Consider the following 16,636-nt stretch of genomic DNA (forward strand, 5'->3'; position numbering starts at 1 on the left):
CTCAATTTCGCTGAGCGATTTGGCGGTTTTCATTATTGCGGCGCCCGCACGGTTTGATCACACTGAATTCCCGCTTGGCCAACTGGAGAATAGAGGAGACACCCCGTACACCAGACGCCGGGCTTTCATCGTTGTAATCCTTGAAAGCGACATACCCATGAAAAGACCATTGCTACTCAACGCATTACTGCTCTCGCTGTGCGCCGCCAACATCGTCGCCCTGCCGGCGCAGGCGGCCGGGCCGGCCTACAGCTGGAACAACGTCAAGATCGGCGGCAGCGGCTATGTGCCCGGCATCATCGCCCACCCCGGCCAGCAGGGCTTGTTCTACGCGCGCACCGACGTCGGCGGCGCCTACCGCTACAACGCAGGCACCCGCACCTGGACCCCGCTCAACGACTGGATCTCGTCGGCGCAATTCAATATGAGCGGCATCGACTCGATCGCCGTCGATCCGCGCGATCCGAACAAGCTGTACGTGGTCGGCGGCATCTACTACAGCGGCGGCAACGCCACGCTGATGATCTCCAACAACCAGGGCAACACGTTCACGCAGGTGCCGCTGGGCTTCACAGCCGGCGGCAACGAGCGCGGCAGGCAGGTTGGCGAGCGCCTGATGGTCGATCCCAACCAGGGCTCGGTACTGTTCTACGGCACCGGCAACTACGCGGGCAGCGGCAACAGCAACGGGCTGTGGAAAAGCAGTAACGGCGGCGCCAACTGGTCCCGGGTGAGCGGCTTCCCTGCCCTGTCCAACGATGGCAGCGGCGCCGGCATCTCCTTCATCGCCTTCCACAAGGGCTCAGGCAGCGCCGGCCAGGCCACGCCGGTGCTGTTCGCCGGCATCAACACCAAGACCGCCGAGCAGACCGGCTCCAAGCTGTACAAGAGCACCGACGGCGGCAACAGCTGGTCGCCGGTCTGGGGCGGGCCGGGCGGTGTGCAACCGCAGCGCGGCCAGATCGGGCCGGACGGCAATCTCTACATCACCTTCGCGGCCTGGACCAGCAGCACGGACGGCAACGGCAAGGTGTGGGAACACTACGGCCCCGACGGCCTGACCAAGGGCCAGGTGTGGAAGTACGACATCGCCAACAACCAGTGGGCGTACATCACGCCGTGGAGCAGCAACAACACCAACGGCGAGTACAGCTGGGGCTTCTCCGGGCTGTCGGTCGATCCCGGCCATCCGGGCCGGCTGATGGTCAACACCATCGACCGCTACGACTCGCAGGGCGAGACTGCCTACGTGTCCAACGACGGCGGCGCGCACTGGACCGACCTGGTGGCCAACGCCACCTTCGACAGCAGCGCTGCGCCATGGAACACGGTGTACGGCCCCATCCACAACCTGGGCAACTGGAGCGCCTCGGTGCTGGATCCGTTCAACACCAACCACGCCTTCGTCACGTCCGGCGGCGGCATCATGGAGAGCAACAACCTGACCGCCGCCAATCCGGCCTGGGCCTATGGCGAGAACGGCATCGAGGAGACCGTGCTCAACGCGCTGATCTCGCCGCCGCCGAACCAGTACGGCGCGACGCCATTGATCAGCGGCGGCGGCGACGTGTGCGGCTTCGTCCACAACAGCGTGACCACGGCGCCGAGCCAGCCGTTCTCCAACCCGACCTGCAACAACGTCACCGGCATGGACTACAAGAAGACCGACTCCACCTTCGTGGTGCGGGTCGGGAACGATGCCTACAGCGCCGTCAAGCACTTCGGCGCCATCTCGTGGAACGGCGGCTACAGCTGGAGCGCGTTCAACAGCAACGGCACCGCCGTCGACGGTGGCGGCAGTGTCGCGGTCAACGCTGATGGTTCGTCCATCCTGTGGGCGCCCAAGGACGCGCCGCCGGCCTACTCCAACAACAACGCCTATTCGTGGAACTCGCTCAACGGCGCGCTGCCGAACAACGTGAAGATCGTCGCCGACGGCTACAACGCCAACCTGTTCTACGCCTACGACCGCAACGTCGGCACGTTCTACGCCAGCAGCGACAAGGGTGCGACCTGGGCCGCCACCAACGCCGGCCTGATCGCATGGGGCGACCAGCTGGTGGCGCCGGCCGGCCAGGGTGGCGATGTGTGGCTGGTCACCTACACCGGCCTGTACCACACCACCACCTCGGGCTGGGGCGCGTGGGTCAAGGCGCCTGGCGTGACGCAGGCGGGCGCGCTGGGCTTCGGCAAGGCGGCGCCGGGCGCCAGCTATCCGGCCATGTATGTGGAAGGCACGGCCAACGGCGTCTGGGGCATCCACCGCTCCACCGACGGCGGCAACACGTGGGTGCGCATCAATGACGACCAGCACCAGTGGTACGGCACCAACCACGTGATCACCGGCGATCCGAAGACCTTCGGCACCGTGTACATCGGCACCAACGGCCGCGGCATCCTGTACGGCACTTCGGCCAACTAACGGCCATCCGGCGCAAGCGCCGCGCCATTGCGGCGCGGTGCTTGCCGCCGGGCTTACTTGGCCAGCAGTTCCACGCCCAGCGGTTCCAGCCGCAGGGTGCCGGTCCACTGTTTGCCTCCCAATACACCCGTCATGGCGCCGTCGATGGCCACGTCCTTGGCCTCGCCGGTGGTGTTGACGTACAGCGTGCGGCCCTCGACCGTGCGGGCGTAGACGCCGTCCGGCGTCTTCGGCCCCGGCGCGATGCCCAGGCTGGCGTACAGCTGGCGGTACAGCGGCCGCATGATCTGCGGCTGGGCCGCCGTGGCGACGTAGATCGCCCTGCCCTTGCCGTAGTTGTTGACGGTGATCGACGGCGGCGTGCCGTCGACGTTGCTGAAGCGCGCCAGCACCTGCGCGGTGGACGGTTCCAGCACCTCGTAGTGGCCGATGCTGCCCTTGACTTCCTCGTCGCCGATCTTGGTCAGCAGCGTGCCGCCGTTGTAGAACTCGTTGGTGCGCAACCCGAACACGTCGGTCAGACGCCCCGGCAGCGGCGTGTTGAACCACTGATTATGCTCGTTGACCTTGTCCGACAGCGCGGTCATGATCACCGTGCCGCCGTCGCCCACGAACTTGCGGATGGCGTCGGCGCTGGCCTGGTCCATCAGGTACAGGCCCGGCACCACCAGCAGGCTGTAGCGGCTCAGGTCCTCGTGCGCGATGTTGATAACGGCGACGTCGATGTTGTCCTTGAACAGCGGCTCGAAGGCATTGTGCGCCTGCGTCAGGTACGGCGTGGTGATGTAGGGCCGCACGGTGTTGTTGTCCGCCGGGGGCGGGTTGGTGGCCTGCATGTTGTCGAACGAATAGGCGAACGCCACTTTCGGCTGCGTCATGCGCGGGAAGCCGAGCTTTTGCAGCTTGTCGAAATCGGCCGCGATGGTGGCGAACTCGCCCAGCTTCCACGATGGCCGGTCGTCGTGGTCCAGCAGGCCGAACAGCGCCTGCTCCTCGCCGCCCAGGTGGCTGTTGTACGTCCACGCCAGCACCGACTGCGCGCCCAGCAGCAGGCCGAAGTGCGCCCACATGCGCGAGCGTCCCTTGGTGCCGTAGTAGCCCGGACCGCCTGCGGTGAATTCGTTGAACCAGATCGGCGTCGACATCGCGCCCTTCATCATCAGCGCCTCGAAGCCGGAGCCGACCGGCGAGCCGGGGTAGAAGCCCATGGCGCCATAGTTGGCGTACTGGCGGTAGGTCGACAGGTAGTCGAAGCCCTTGCGGCCGGCGCTGTCCCACAGGTTGGAGATGGCCGGCTTGTCCGGCGTGTTCTTCTGGCGGATCGCGTCCAGGTCCTTGAGCGCGCCGACGGTGACGTCGGACCAGTAGCGGCGCAGGTCGATCAGGCGCTCGTAGGCGCCGGGGCCGTCCGCGTACGGCAGGCGCACCTCGTCCCAGTCGCCGATGTGGCGCGACCAGCGCTGCGTGGCCCAGGCCCGGTTGAGCGCGTCGAGACTGCCGTACTTGTTCTTCAGCCAGCCGATGAAGCGCTTGCGGTCGGCCTCGGAGTACGACATGTAGCCGTTGCCGATCTCGTTGTCGAAGCCGATGGCCAGCAGCGCCGGATGCCTGGCGTAGCGCTTGGTGAGCTTGTCGGCGAAACGCGCCACCAGGCGCTTGTAGTCCGGGTCGCTGATGTTGTCCATGTAGCGCTCGGCCGCGTCCAGGCGGTTGCCCTGCTGCGTGACCAGGTTGACGCCCGGGTATTTGTGGTGCAGCCAAAGCGGCGCCGGCAGGCCCGCGATGTCGACGATGACGCGGATGCCGGCTGCGTGCATCTGGTCCATGATCCAGTCGAAGGTGGCGAATTCGAACTTGCCCTCGGAAGGTTCGAAATAGTCCCACGACAGGTCGCCCATGCGCACCACCTTGAAGCCGGACTGCTTCATCAGCGCGATGTCTTGCGTGATCTGTTCGCGGCTGCGGTCGACCGGCTGGTAGCAGGTGCCGACGAACAGCTGGCCGGCGCCCGGCCAGTCCGGGTGGCCCGGTGCGCCCTGGGCCGCGGCAAGGCCGGGGCCGAGCGTGGCCAGTGCCAGCGTACAGGCGGCGGCGATCTTCAGCAGGCGATGCGTCATGCTCAATCCTCCCGCGTCAGCGTCACCAGGGCCACGTCGTTGCTGCGCATCGGCAGTTTGACGTCGACGGCGCCGCTCTTGCCGACCTTGACCACGCGGTCGGTCTCGGGCAGGTCGCGGGTGAGCGCGTGCAGCTGCTCGACTTGGGCCGGCGTCAGCGTCTTCGGCGCGCCCATCTCGATGTAGGCCGAGTAGGCGTCGTTGGCGCGGAAGCCGCTGCGGTGTACCTGCAGGCGGTACTTGCCGGCCTTGACGTGATCGATGCGCACGGCCAATGGGGCCGATGGCGACGACGGCACCAGGCGGCCATAGAACGGCCGGTTGCTGACCTTCTGTTCCGGCTGCTGGAAGTCCCACACCACGGCCGTCACCTTGCGGCCGTCCGAGGAGGCCATCACCTGCGCGTCGGCGACCGGGATCTCGTTGCCGCTCAGCGCGTGCAGGTACTTGTAGGCGAAATACGCGGGCTTGCGGATGCCCTGCGGATTGAGCAAGCCGAAGCCGCCCTCGAACGGCTTGGTTGGCGGACCCGGCTCTTCGAACAGATCGGTGTAGGTCCAGTAGCTCATGCCCTGCACCAGGCCCTTGCTGGCCTTGAGCTTGCTGAGGATGTAGCTCGAGCTGATGTAGGAATCGTGCACCAGGTCGCGCGGCGTGTAGCTGGTGCTCCACTCGGTGAAGTACAGCGGCAGGTTGGGGAACTTCGACGCCGAGATCTGGTCGCGCACGCGCCGCACGTCGCCAACGATGGCATCCGGCGCCGGCGACAGCTTGGTGTCGCCCTCGCCTTTCTCGTCGAGGAAGCCGCCGTCCACGCCGTAGGTGTGGGTGGTGACGAAATCGACCGCGGCGCCGCTCTTGGCCACGTGGTCGAGGAATTCCGGCACCCACGCGGCGCCGGCGGTGGACGGGCCGCCCACGCGCAGCGCCGGGTCGATGGACTTGATGGTGTTGGCGGTCAGGTCGTACAGCTCGAAATACGCCTTCTGGTCGGCGCCTTCCCAGAAGCCGTCCAGGTTGGGCTCGTTCCACACTTCGAAGAACCAGCTGCGCACTTCCTCCTGGCCGTAGCGCTGCTCGATGTGGCGCACGAAGGCCGCGATCAGGTCCTTCCATTTGGCCGGGTCGGGATGGGAGGTGTTGCCCTGCCAGTAGAAGATCTTGTTCTGCGAAGTCGCCATGGCCTGCGGCGTGAAGCCCAGTTCGACGAAGGGCTTGATGTGACGCGCCAGCATCTTGTCGTACAGCTGGTCCAGCTTGGTCCAGTCGTAGACGGTCTTGCCGTCCTCGATACGCACCGTGCCCAGCACGTCGTGGAAGATGGCGTGGAAGCGCAGGTAGCGGAAGCCCAGTTCGTCGACCGTGGTTTGCAGCTGCGCCATGCTGTCGTCACGCTGCAGCGTGCCGGGATAGTCGGAGCCCACCGACAGGTCGTAGAAGCGGTCGAGCGGCTTGAGCGCCTGGGCGGCGTCGACCACGATGCGGCGCGGCGCGGGCTGGCCGGCGTTGGCCGACAGCGGAAGGCAAATCGAGGCGATGGCTGCCAGGCAAATGGGGCGGAAGTGCTGCATTGAGACGATCTCCTAGTCTGATTATTGCCGGGATGCTAGCACCTGCACTGCGTATCCGACATAGGAGAAGTAACCGTTAGTACATTTCATTAGGCCGGTTGGTGATTTGCGTAATTCCGGCCGGCGCCCGGCAATTTTGTTGGCGACGTTGATATTTTTTGCAATTGCGGCGGCCCGACGGCAAGGACAGAATGAACGGCTAAACTGAGCCTTATTCTTGATCGGGAAAATATGAAACGCAAATACCTGCAGTTGCTGGCCGCCCTCGCCTCCTGCATGGCGGCCCATCCGCCCCAGCCCGCATACGCCCAGGCCGGGCTCACCGACGAGCAACGCTCGGCCGCCAAGTCGCTGGCCGACTCCGGCACGCTGGCGCCGGAGCTGCGCCTGTCCGCGCAGGACATGGCCTGGTGGCGCGACGCCAAGCTCGGCATCTTCATCCACTGGGGCCTGTACGCGCTGCCCGGCAAGGGCGAATGGCATATGTACAACGACAAGGTGCCGGCGGCCGAGTACGCGAAGCTGGCCAAGGACTTCCACCCGGCGCACTTCCGTCCGGAGGGCTGGGCCGCGCTGGCCAAGGACGCGGGCGCGCGCTACATGGTGATGACGGCGCGCCATCACGACGGCTTCGCGATGTTCGACAGCCCATCCAGCTACGGCAACTACGACTCCATGCACGCGGCGGCGCATACGGATTTCATCGCCGGCTATACGCGCGCGGCGCGGGCGCAGGGCCTCAAGGTCGGCATCTATTATTCGCCGATGGACTGGCGCTTCCCCGGCTATTTCGCACCACGCGAGCTGGCCGACAACGCGGCGCTAATGAAGCAGCAGGGTTATGGCCAGGTGCGTGAGCTGATGTCCAATTACGGCCAGGTCGATATCCTGTGGTACGACGGCGGCTGGCTGGCGCACCAGGGCACGGATGCCGACGCGGCCTGGTTCTGGCAGCCGCAGATTCTTAACAAGATGGTGCGTGGCTACCAGCCCAAGGTGGTGATCAATCCGCGCTCCGGCTGGCAGGGGGACTTCGACACCGAGGAAGGCGACGCGCCGATCACCGGCCCGGTGCGCGCCAAGCCTTGGGAGAAGACCTTCTCGCTGTCGTTCCGCGCATGGGGCTACACGCCGGGCGGCGGCGCGATGGCGCCGGAACGCGCGATCCGGCTGATCGTGGACGCGGTCACCCGCAACGGCAATGTGCTCGCCAACATGAGCCCCGACCCGGACGGCGACATTCCCGTCGACCAGGTGGCGACCCTGCGTGCGCTGGGCGCCTGGATGAGCCGCAACGGCGCCAGCCTGCAGGACACGCGTCCCGGCCCGTATCAGCCGGTGGATGGCGTGTACGGTTCAACCGTCAAAGGCCGCGACGTCTACCTGCACGTGCTGGCGTGGCCACAGCAGCGCCTGAACCTGCCGCCGCTGGCGCAGCGCATCGTCTCGGCCACCCGCATGGACGGCCGCAAGGTGCGGTTCGAGCAGACCGCCGCTGGCGTGTCGGTCGAAGTGCCGGCGGATCAGCGCGACCCGGTCGACACCGTGATCCGGCTTGAGATGGCGGCCGCCGTGCCGTCGCTGGCGCCGTAACGGCGGCGCCGGATCAGGCGCGCCGCCAATAAAGGCTATAGCGTTCGTGCGCGATCCGGTGGAACGGGATCAGCTCAAGCCCCGCCGAACCGGCCGGCGCCTGCTGCCGGAACGACAGCGCGGGGCCGGGTTGACGCCGGATCGCGTCCTCCACGCCGTTGGCGCCAAGCGTCAGCGCCGGCACATCTACCGGGCGGTCGAGCACCTTGACGTAGGCCACGTTGGCCGCGACCATGTCGTCGCCCGCGCGCATGCCGTCGCTGCCCAGACGCGCCGCCAGCACCACCGGCCCGTACATCACCGCGACAAGATCGTCCGCGCCCGGCAGCGGCAGCAGGTGCAGATGCATGGGCAGCTCGATATCGACCACGTCGCCGGGGCGCCAGAGGCGCCGCAAGTCCAGATAGCGCCCCGGCTCCACGCTCTCCAACACATTCTCCCCGTTGACCCGCGCCACCAGATGGCGGCACCAGCCGGGATGGCGCAGGCGCAGCGAGAAAGTGGCCGGCTGCTCGACATGCACCGTCAGCCGCGTCGCCCCGCGTTCCGGGAACGCGGTGGTCTGCCTGATACGCGCACGCTGTTCGCGCCAATGCAGCTCGGACGCGATGAACAGGCTGACGACCAATACATCATCATCGTGGAAGTAAATCGAATCGCCGTATTTGGCGTGGTTCTCCATCCCCGTTCCGGTGCAGCACCAGAACGAATGCTCGGGCGTGCAGTACAGCTTGGGGAAGCCCGGCCTGGTCGGCTGAAAATACGTGACCATCCCGGTGTCGGGGTCCTGGGAGCCAAGGATGCCGTTGAACATGGCCCGCTCGTGGAAGTCGGCCAGTGACGCCGAGGGCTGCGCGCAGAACAGCGCCCGCGTCAGCCGCAGCATATTGTAGGTGCCGCATGTCTCCATGGTCTTGGCCGACGACAGGTGCGCGCGGACCTGCGCCGGCGGGAAGAAGTGCTCGTCGTCGCCATGGCCGCCGGTCGCGAACGAGCGGCGCTCGGCCACCGTCCGCCAAAAATACTGCGCCGCCTGGCGGTATGGCGCGGCGCCGGTCACGTCGTGCAGGCGCATGAAGCCGATCACCTTGGGAATCGTCGTGTTGGCGTGTTCCCCATCCAGCACGTCACGGCCCTCGGCCAGTGGCGCCAGCACGGCGCGATGGCTGAAACGTTCGGCCAGCGCCAGGTAGCGCCGCTCCCCCGTCAACCGGTAAAGGTCGGCGAGGACTTCGCTCATGCCGCCGTGCTCCAGGTTCAGCATGCGCTGGAAGCCGGCGTCGTCGCAATCGCGCGAGGTCTCGCCGATCCAGTCGGCGATCCCGGACAGCACGGCCACGGCCTGCGGCTGCGCCGCGTGCAGATGGGCGTCGCGCAGCCCTGCCATGATCTTGTGCATCGTGTACCACGGCACGCCGGTCACGGGCCGCCCCGCGAGCGCGTTGCGCGGCTGCGCGTCGCCGTCGGGGAAGCCGCACACCAGGCCGCGCCCCGCCGCCTTCTGGCAAGCCTGCAGTTCCAGCACCACGTGCTGCACGCGCGCGGCAAACGCCGCGTCGCCGGTGGCGCCGGCCATCATCGAACAGGCACTCAGATAGTGGCCCAGCGTATGGCCCGGACATAGTTCCTGCGATTCCCAGCCGCCGTAGACCGGCGCGGCCGGAACCAGGCCTGCGTTGGCGCGGAAGTTGTGCAGCAAGCGGTCGGGATTCAGCGACAGCAGGTAGCGGCCGTTCAGGTCCTGCGCCGTCTTGAAGGGACCGGGCAACAGCACGACGTCCCGCAGCGCGAACGGCCGCACCGGCCGCACCGGCCGCGCGCCAGCCTCGCCGGCCGTGGCCAGCAGAGGACTGGCCAGCAACGGCGCCGAGGCCAGCACGCGCAGCAGGTCGCGCCGGCCCGCGTTCATGCGCGCCGCCCGCTGACGGCGCCGCAGGATGGTTGAGAGTGTATTCATCAGTCGACGTGAAACACTGGTTGCATCATGGCCCAATGCTCGCCTTCCGCGCGGCTTGCCAAGGGGCGCTGGCACGGGCCGCAGAAGGTCCACCAGCGCTGAGTCTCCGGATCTTCCGCCACGGCGCGCATGTCGGCGTCGAAGTCGCTGCCGTGGTATTCCCAGTAGCCGAACAGCAGATTCTCCGGCTCGCGCAGGAAAATCGAGTAGTTGCGCACGTTCGCCGCGGCCAGCGTGGCCAGCACCTGCGGCCACACCGCCGCGTGCAGGGCCTTGTATTCGTCGATCTTTTCGGGGACGATTCCGATCACCATGCCCATGCGTTCCATCACTTCTCCTTTATTTGATTGGATAAAAAGGTAAAATGCCACTTTTACTTTGTTCGCCGCCACCATGGCCAAGCTTCCCATCACCACCCGGCGCAGCATCAACCTGCTGCTCGATCACGCCGCCCAGCACCTGAAGGTGGGCGACGCCCTGCCGACCGAAATGCGGATGACCGAGATCGTCGAGAGCAGCCGCACTGCGGTGCGCAGCGCATTGGCCCACCTGGTCGAACATGGCCTGATCGCCGGCATGAAGCAGCGCTACCTGCTGCGCAAGCCCAAGCCCAGCGACTACTTCGACGTGGCCGAACTGCACAGCGCCACCGAACAGCTGCAGCAGGTGCTGATGGAGCGCATCTACGAGCGCGACCTGCCGCCCGGCGCCGAGTTCACCGAGGTCGAGCTGTCGCGCGCGGCCGGCGTCAGCACCATCGCCGTGCGCGAGTTCCTGATCGGCTTCTCGCGCAACGGCTTGATCGAGAAAACCCCGCGCGGCAGCTGGCGCCTGTGCGCCTTCGACACCAAGTTCGCCGAGGAACTGGGCGAGGTGCGCGAGATGTTCGAGCTGAAGGCCATCGAACGCTTCGCCGCCTTGCCGCCGGACGACCCGGCCTTCGCCCGCCTGCGCGAACTGCTGGAGCGCCACGAAGCGCTGGGCAAGGAATCGGCCGAGAGCCACGTCGAATTCCCCGCGCTCGACCGCGAGTTCCACACTTTCCTGATCGGCCTCCTGGACAACCGCTTCGCGGAGAACCTGAACGAGGCGGTGTCGATGGTCTATCACTACCACTACCAGTGGGACAAGCGCGACGAGCTGCCGCGCAACCAGCACGCGGTGCAGGAGCACCTGGCCATCATGCGCCCGCTGGTGCGGGGCGACGTGCCTGCGGCGATGGCGGCGATGCGCGAGCACCTGCACTCGTCGCGCTCCACCATGCTCAACGCGCTGCACCACCGCGAGAGCCACGCCCACCCGCATTAAGACCGCGCCGGATCAGGCGTTGAGCGTGATGAAGCCGCCGTCGATCGGATAATCGCTGCCGGTGATGAAGGACGCCGCGTCGCTGCACAGGTACAGCGCCAGCGCCGCCACCTCGTCCGGGCGCGCCATGCGGCCGATCGGCTGCGTCTTCGACAGGCGTTCGAACATCTCCGCCTCCTGGCCGGGGTAGTTCTTGGCCAGGAAGCCGTCGACGAACGGCGTGTGGACGCGGCCCGGCGAGATCGAGTTGCAGCGTATGCCGTCCGCCAGGTAGTCCTTGGCCACCGACAGCGTCATCGCCATCACCGCGCCCTTGGCGGTTGAATAGGCGAAGCGCTCCGGCACCGCCACCCACGCCGCCACCGACGCCATGTTGAGTATCACCCCGCCGCCATTCTTGCGCAGCTGCGGGATGGCCGCGTGCAGGCAGTTGTAGACGCCCTTGACGTTGACATTGATGACGCGGTCGAAGTCCTCCTCGCCGGTGGTGTCGGCCTTGCCGACGTGGGCGATGCCGGCGTTGTTGATCAGGATGTCGATGGCGCCGATCTCCTCGAACAGCGCCCGCACCTGCGCCTGGCGCGTGACGTCGCAGCCGTGCGCCGTCGCCTGGCCGCCCTCCTCGCGGATGGCGTGCGCCACGCCGGCGCCGGCGGCCTCGCTGACGTCGAGGATGTGCACCACGGCGCCGTTGCGCGCGAACAGCGTGGCGATGGCCGCGCCGATGCCGCTGCCGCCGCCGGTGACGACCGCCCGTTTACCCGTTAATTCAAACATGTTTCGATACTCCCAGTCGAGGTGATGACGGCTGGCTGCCGCGCCTCGCGCAGCGCCGCCCACGCGAACCACGCGATCACGAGGAAGCACAGCAGGGGCGCGGCGTAGCCGAATTGAAGGTTATGCGTGATGTCGCTGATCGCGCCGAACATCAGCGGCAGCACCGCGCCGCCGACGATGGACATGATGATCAAGCTGCTGCCCATCTCGGTGTCGGCGCCGGCGTTGCCGATGCCGAGCGAGAAAATGGTGGGGAACATGATGGACATGAAGAAGGCGATGCCGATCACCGCCGCCAGGCTGGCCGCTCCGCTGGCGAACATCGCAAACGCGGACAGCGCCACGCTGGCCAGCGCGTACACCAGCAGCAGGCGCGCCGGGGCGATGTACTTCATCAGCCAGGTGCCGGCGAAGCGGCCAACCACGAAGGCGGCGCCGCAACCCCAGCCCAGGTAGTCCGCGGCCTTGATCTGCGAGATGCCGGCCGCCTTGGACGCGTACAGGATGAAGAAGCTGAACACGCACACCTGGGCGCCGACGTAGAAGAACTGGGCGATGACTGCGCGCCGGATCGGCGCGCGGCGCAGCGCCCGCAGGATGGTGCCGCTGGCGGGCGCGTTGTGAGCAGCGGCCGTGGTGGCCGGCAGCTTGAGGAAGTAGAACACCAGCGCGATGGCCATGATCACCAGCGCGATCACCAGGTACGGGCCCTTGACGCTGGCCGCCTCCGCCGCCAGCACCGCTTGGCGCGCGCCGTCGGACATGGTCTGCAGCTCGGCGTCGCTGGTGCCGCCCACCAGGATGGCACGGGCGCCGGCGATGGGCGCCAGCGTGGCGGCCAGGCCGTTGAACGATTGCGCCAGGTTGAGGCGCCGCGTCGCGTGCTCGGGACGGCCCAGCAGCGTGATGTAAGGATTGGCCGCCGTCTCCAGCACGGTCAGTCCGCAGGCGATGATGAACAGCGCGCCGAGGAAGAACACGTAGCGCTGGGTGTCGGCGGCCGGGATGAACAGCAGCGCGCCGGTGGCGAACAGCGCCAGGCCGGTCAGCATGGCGTTCTTGTAGCCGGCCTTGCGGATCAACAGGCCGGCCGGCAGCGCCATCACGAAGTACGCGATGAACACCGCCGAATCCACCAGCGCCGATTGCAGCACGGTCAGGCTGAAGGACTTGCGCAGGTGAGGAATCAGAATCGGGTCGAGATTATGGACGAAGCCCCACATGAAGAACAACGTGGTGATCATCACAAAGGCAAACCGGTAGGATTGCCCGCTTGCTGGTGCGGTTGGTGTCATGGAGTCTCCGTATGCGGCGCTTGTGCGCCTTTGTGTTCTACTATCCACTTCAGCCGCCGCGCTGTCTGGGCGCGGCGGTACTACCACAACTTGGCTGGGCTTAGCCGTCGATCAGCGCCGGGTCCCAGGCATGCACGGTCTGGCTTTGCTGGCCCAGTCCCTCGATGCCGAGCACCATGCGGTCGCCCGCGCGCAGGTAGACCGGCTCCGGCTTCTGGCCCAGGCCCACGCCCGGCGGCGTGCCGGTGCTGATCACATCACCGGGATTGAGCGTCATGAAGCGGCTGATGTAGCTCACCAGCTGCGCCACCGTGAACACCATGGTGCGCGTGCTGCCGGTCTGATAGCGCTTGCCGTTCACGTCCAGCCACATGTCGAGGTTCTGCGGATCGCGCACCTCGTCGGCGGTGACCAGCCACGGGCCCACCGGGCCGAAGGTGTCGCAGCCCTTGCCTTTGTCCCACTGGCCGCCGCGTTCGAGCTGGTACTCGCGTTCGGACAGGTCGTTGACCACGCAGTAGCCGGCCACGTAGTCCAGCGCCTCGCTCTCCTCGACGTAGCGCGCGCGGGTGCCGATCACCACGCCCAGTTCCACTTCCCAGTCGCTCTTGATGGAGTCGCGCGGCAGCACCACCGGGTCGTTGCAGCCGATGATGGAGCTGGTGGCCTTAGCGAACAGCACCGGCTCGGACGGCACCGCCATGCCCGATTCGGCCGCGTGGTCCGAATAGTTCAGGCCCACGCAAATCAGCTTGCCGATGTCGGCCACGATGGGCGCGTAGCGCACCGGCTCCGCGACCGCCGGCAACTGCGAGGCGTCGATCGAGGCGATGCGATCCAGGCTGGCGCGGCCCAGGTGGGCGGAGGTCAGGTCCGGCAGCACGCCGGACAGGTCGCGCAACTGGCCTTGCGCGTCGATCAGGCCTGGTTTTTCATTGCCCTTGGGGCCAAAGCGTAACAATTTCATTGATTTCCCTTATACGTCACTCGTCACTTCAAAAAATTCATGCGCCCGATGGCGTTGGCGCGTTGCGGTCGACCAGGCCCTGTTCGATCAGCACCTGCCACAAGGCGGCGGGCAGCGGCTGCGCGAACCACTCGGCGTTCTGGCGCAGCTGCGCCGGGTTTTGCGCGCCGGGGATGCAGGAGACCACAGCCGGATGCGCCATCGGGAACTGCAGCGCCGCCGCCTGCAGCGGCACGCCCGCGCGCGCGCAGACCGCCGCGATGGCCTCGACGCGGGCCACGATGTCGGCCGGAGCATCCTCGTAATTGAACTTGCGGGTGCCGGCCAAAATGCCGGAATTAAATGGCCCGCCGATCACGATGCCGATGCCGCGCTGCGCGCAGCGATCCAGCAACGGCGCCAGCGCGGCCTGTTCCAGCAAGGTGTAGCGGCCCGCCAGCAGCGCGCAGTCGATATCGCAGGCGTCGATGGCGTCGGCCACCACTTCCCATTCGTTGACGCCCAAGCCGATGGCGCCCACGCTGCCCTCGTCTCGCAATTGCGTCAGCGCGCGGAAGCCGCCGCCCTGCGTCAGCTGCTGCCAATAATGCGCGTGCCGCTCGCCGTGGGTGACGCGGCCGATATCGTGCACATACAGGATGTCGACGCGGTCCATGCCGAGGCGCTGCAGGCTGTCCTGGTGCGAGCGCATCACGCCGTCGTAGCTGTAGTCGAAGTGCGGGCGCAGCGGCAGCGGCTGTGCCCAGCCGGATTCGCCGGGCCGCACGCCGGCGTCGGGCCGCATCAGCCGTCCGACCTTGGTGCTGACCACGAAGCTGTCGCGCGGACGCTCGCGCAGCGCGGCGCCCAGCCGGTGTTCGGACAGCGTGTAGCCGTAGTATGGCGCGGTGTCGAAATAGCGGATGCCCAGATCCCACGCGGCATCGACGATGGCGCGCGCCTCGGCGTCGCTGACCGCCTCGTACAGGCCGCCCAGCTGGGCGCAGCCCAGTCCCAGGCTGCTCAGCGCAATGCCGCGGCGCGGCAGGATGCGCGGGTCGTTGACTTGCATGTCAGGCCGCCTTCAAGGGGAAGCATCCGGGGCCGGACGCTTCGAATTGTTTATACGTGAGGATGAACTCCTGGTGCCCCAGCTCCTCCGAGCAGCTCTGCGCACCGTTGGCCACCTGCGCCACCAGCTGCACGATCTCGGCGCCGACCTGCTCCAGCGTCGCGTCGCCGCTCAGGATGCGCCCCGCGTTCACGTCCATGTCCTCGGACAGGCGCTCGTAGGTGGCCGGGTTGGCGCACACCTTGATTACCGGCGAGATCGCCGAGCCTACCACCGAGCCGCGCCCCGTGGTGAACAACGTGACATGCGCGCCACAGGCGATCAGCTCGACGATTTCGGCGTTGTCCGAAATATTGGGGAAGCCAAAGCGCACCTCGCCGTCCGGCACCACGTCCAGCAGATACAGGCCGCCAGTTTCCGGCTGGTCGCCCGGCTTGAGGATGCCGCTGATTGGCGAGGCGCCGCTCTTGGCGTAGGCGCCCAGCGATTTTTCCTCCTGCGTGGTCAGGCCGCCGTCCGCGTTCCCGGGCGCGAAGCTGCCGTGGCCCAGCACCGTGTAGTAGTGCGCCGCCTTGTTCACGCAGGCGACGATGGCCTCGCCCAGCTCCGGCGTGGCTGCGCGCCGCTTCATATGGAACTCGCAGCCCACCAGTTCACCCGTCTCCTCGAAGATGCAGGCCGCGCCGGCCGCCACCAGCTTGTCGAAGGCCACGCCCACGGCCGGGTTGGCGGTGATGCCGCTGGTGCTGTCCGAGCCGCCGCAGATGGTGGCCACCACCAGTTCATCGAGCCGCATCGGCACGCGCTGCTGCGTGTCGAGCGCCTCGCGCGCCCAGCGCACCCACTCCACGCCGTCGGCCACGCTGGTGCGGGTGCCGCTGTTCTGCTGGATGGTGATGGTGTGCACCGGCCGGCCGCTGGCTGCCACCTCCTCTTCCAGGCCGCGCCGGTTGAAGCTCTCGCAGCCCAGCGAGACGATCAGCGCGGCGCCGACGTTCGGGTGGGTGGCCAGGCGCTTCATCATGCGGTCGGCGTAGTCGTTGGGATAGCAGCCGGGGAAGCCGATCAAATGCACCTCCTGGCCGGGGAAGGCGTTGACGATCAGGCGCGCGACGTGGTGCGCGCATTCGACCGTGTAGGCGACGACGACGACGTTGCGGATGCCCTTGCGGCCGTCGGCGCGCAGGTATCCCGACAGTGCTGGCAGAGAGGCGTTGGACATCAGTGGGTGCTCCCGATGAAGGAATGGGCGTCCGACGCCAGGGTGTAGGTCGGGATGTAGTCGCTGACGAGATTATGCGTGTGCAGCATGGCGCCGGGCGCCACGTCGGCCGTGACGGTGCCGATGATGGCGCCGTAGCGCAGCACCTTGTCGCCGGCCTTGAGCGCGCGGCGCGCCACCTTGTAGCCCAGCGGGATGTCCTCGGCCAGCACGGCGACCGCGCCGTCGATCTCCAGCGCCTCGCCGGCCACCAGCGGCACGCGGGCGATCAGGCAGTTGTCTTCGGGCGCCATCAGCAGCAGGCGCGGCGCCGATGGGGGGATGGGTGTGGACATGGATGGTTCCTTACGCATAAA

General features: G+C 67.1%; 13 protein-coding genes. 3 read left to right on the forward strand and 10 right to left on the reverse strand.

Going from position 1 to position 16,636, the window contains the following annotated elements; all coding sequences use genetic code 11:
- The first annotated feature begins 157 nt into the window (after positions 1-157).
- Entirely contained in the window at positions 158-2,422 is a 2,265-nt protein-coding gene (locus ACUJB0_RS03600; RefSeq protein ID WP_444844032.1) for a beta propeller repeat protein, read from the forward strand.
- Positions 2,423-2,475: 53 nt separating this feature from the next.
- Here ACUJB0_RS03600 and ACUJB0_RS03605 read toward each other — a convergent pair whose 3' ends face one another.
- Together ACUJB0_RS03605 and ACUJB0_RS03610 are read right to left on the reverse strand one after the other, a co-directional pair.
- Positions 2,476-4,539, reverse strand: coding sequence for a beta-galactosidase (locus tag ACUJB0_RS03605; RefSeq protein ID WP_444844033.1), 2,064 nt, complete (start codon positions 4,537-4,539; stop codon positions 2,476-2,478).
- 2 nt (positions 4,540-4,541) lie between these two features.
- Complete coding sequence (locus tag ACUJB0_RS03610) at positions 4,542-6,110, reverse strand: GH39 family glycosyl hydrolase (RefSeq protein WP_444844034.1); 1,569 nt, start codon at positions 6,108-6,110, stop codon at positions 4,542-4,544.
- Between the two features lie 231 nt (positions 6,111-6,341).
- Here ACUJB0_RS03610 and ACUJB0_RS03615 point away from each other — a divergent pair, with 231 nt between their 5' ends.
- On the forward strand, positions 6,342-7,703 hold the full coding sequence (locus ACUJB0_RS03615; protein WP_444844035.1) for an alpha-L-fucosidase: 1,362 nt from the start codon (positions 6,342-6,344) through the stop codon (positions 7,701-7,703).
- Between the two features lie 13 nt (positions 7,704-7,716).
- Here ACUJB0_RS03615 and ACUJB0_RS03620 read toward each other — a convergent pair whose 3' ends face one another.
- The gene (locus ACUJB0_RS03620; protein WP_444844036.1) at positions 7,717-9,660 is read right to left on the reverse strand and encodes a glycoside hydrolase family 127 protein; all 1,944 of its coding nucleotides are present in this window, start codon (positions 9,658-9,660) and stop codon (positions 7,717-7,719) included.
- Positions 9,660-9,989, reverse strand: a complete 330-nt coding sequence (locus tag ACUJB0_RS03625; protein WP_444844037.1) for an L-rhamnose mutarotase — start codon at positions 9,987-9,989, stop codon at positions 9,660-9,662. Before ACUJB0_RS03625 ends, ACUJB0_RS03620 begins: the two co-directional genes overlap by 1 nt.
- Before the next feature lie 64 nt (positions 9,990-10,053).
- On the opposite strand from ACUJB0_RS03625, the gene ACUJB0_RS03630 reads away from it, so the two are divergent.
- A complete protein-coding gene (locus ACUJB0_RS03630) occupies positions 10,054-10,968 on the forward strand; it encodes a GntR family transcriptional regulator (RefSeq protein ID WP_444844038.1) in 915 nt (304 codons plus the stop codon).
- A 12-nt stretch (positions 10,969-10,980) separates the two neighbouring features.
- Here the strand turns inward: ACUJB0_RS03630 and ACUJB0_RS03635 are convergent, their stop codons facing one another.
- The 6 genes from ACUJB0_RS03635 to ACUJB0_RS03660 all read right to left on the reverse strand — a co-directional run bounded on the left by ACUJB0_RS03635 (position 10,981) and on the right by ACUJB0_RS03660 (position 16,615).
- The gene (locus tag ACUJB0_RS03635) at positions 10,981-11,745 is read right to left on the reverse strand and encodes an SDR family NAD(P)-dependent oxidoreductase (RefSeq protein ID WP_444844039.1); all 765 of its coding nucleotides are present in this window, start codon (positions 11,743-11,745) and stop codon (positions 10,981-10,983) included.
- Complete coding sequence (gene fucP / locus ACUJB0_RS03640; RefSeq protein ID WP_444844040.1) at positions 11,733-13,040, reverse strand: L-fucose:H+ symporter permease; 1,308 nt, start codon at positions 13,038-13,040, stop codon at positions 11,733-11,735. The genes ACUJB0_RS03635 and fucP overlap by 13 nt, the downstream gene beginning before the upstream one ends.
- 100 nt (positions 13,041-13,140) lie before the next feature.
- Entirely contained in the window at positions 13,141-14,007 is an 867-nt protein-coding gene (locus tag ACUJB0_RS03645; RefSeq protein ID WP_444844041.1) for a fumarylacetoacetate hydrolase family protein, read from the reverse strand.
- Positions 14,008-14,044: 37 nt separating this feature from the next.
- Positions 14,045-15,058: an aldo/keto reductase gene (locus ACUJB0_RS03650; RefSeq protein ID WP_444844042.1), complete on the reverse strand. Its 1,014-nt coding sequence runs from the start codon at positions 15,056-15,058 to the stop codon at positions 14,045-14,047.
- A 1-nt stretch (position 15,059) separates the two neighbouring features.
- Entirely contained in the window at positions 15,060-16,280 is a 1,221-nt protein-coding gene (locus tag ACUJB0_RS03655; protein WP_444844043.1) for a UxaA family hydrolase, read from the reverse strand.
- Positions 16,280-16,615, reverse strand: a complete 336-nt coding sequence (locus ACUJB0_RS03660; RefSeq protein WP_444844044.1) for a UxaA family hydrolase — start codon at positions 16,613-16,615, stop codon at positions 16,280-16,282. The genes ACUJB0_RS03655 and ACUJB0_RS03660 overlap by 1 nt, the downstream gene beginning before the upstream one ends.
- Positions 16,616-16,636: the final 21 nt, after the last annotated feature.

Source organism: Duganella caerulea (genome assembly GCF_040362985.1).
Classification (GTDB): domain Bacteria; phylum Pseudomonadota; class Gammaproteobacteria; order Burkholderiales; family Burkholderiaceae_D; genus Rugamonas; species Rugamonas vulcania.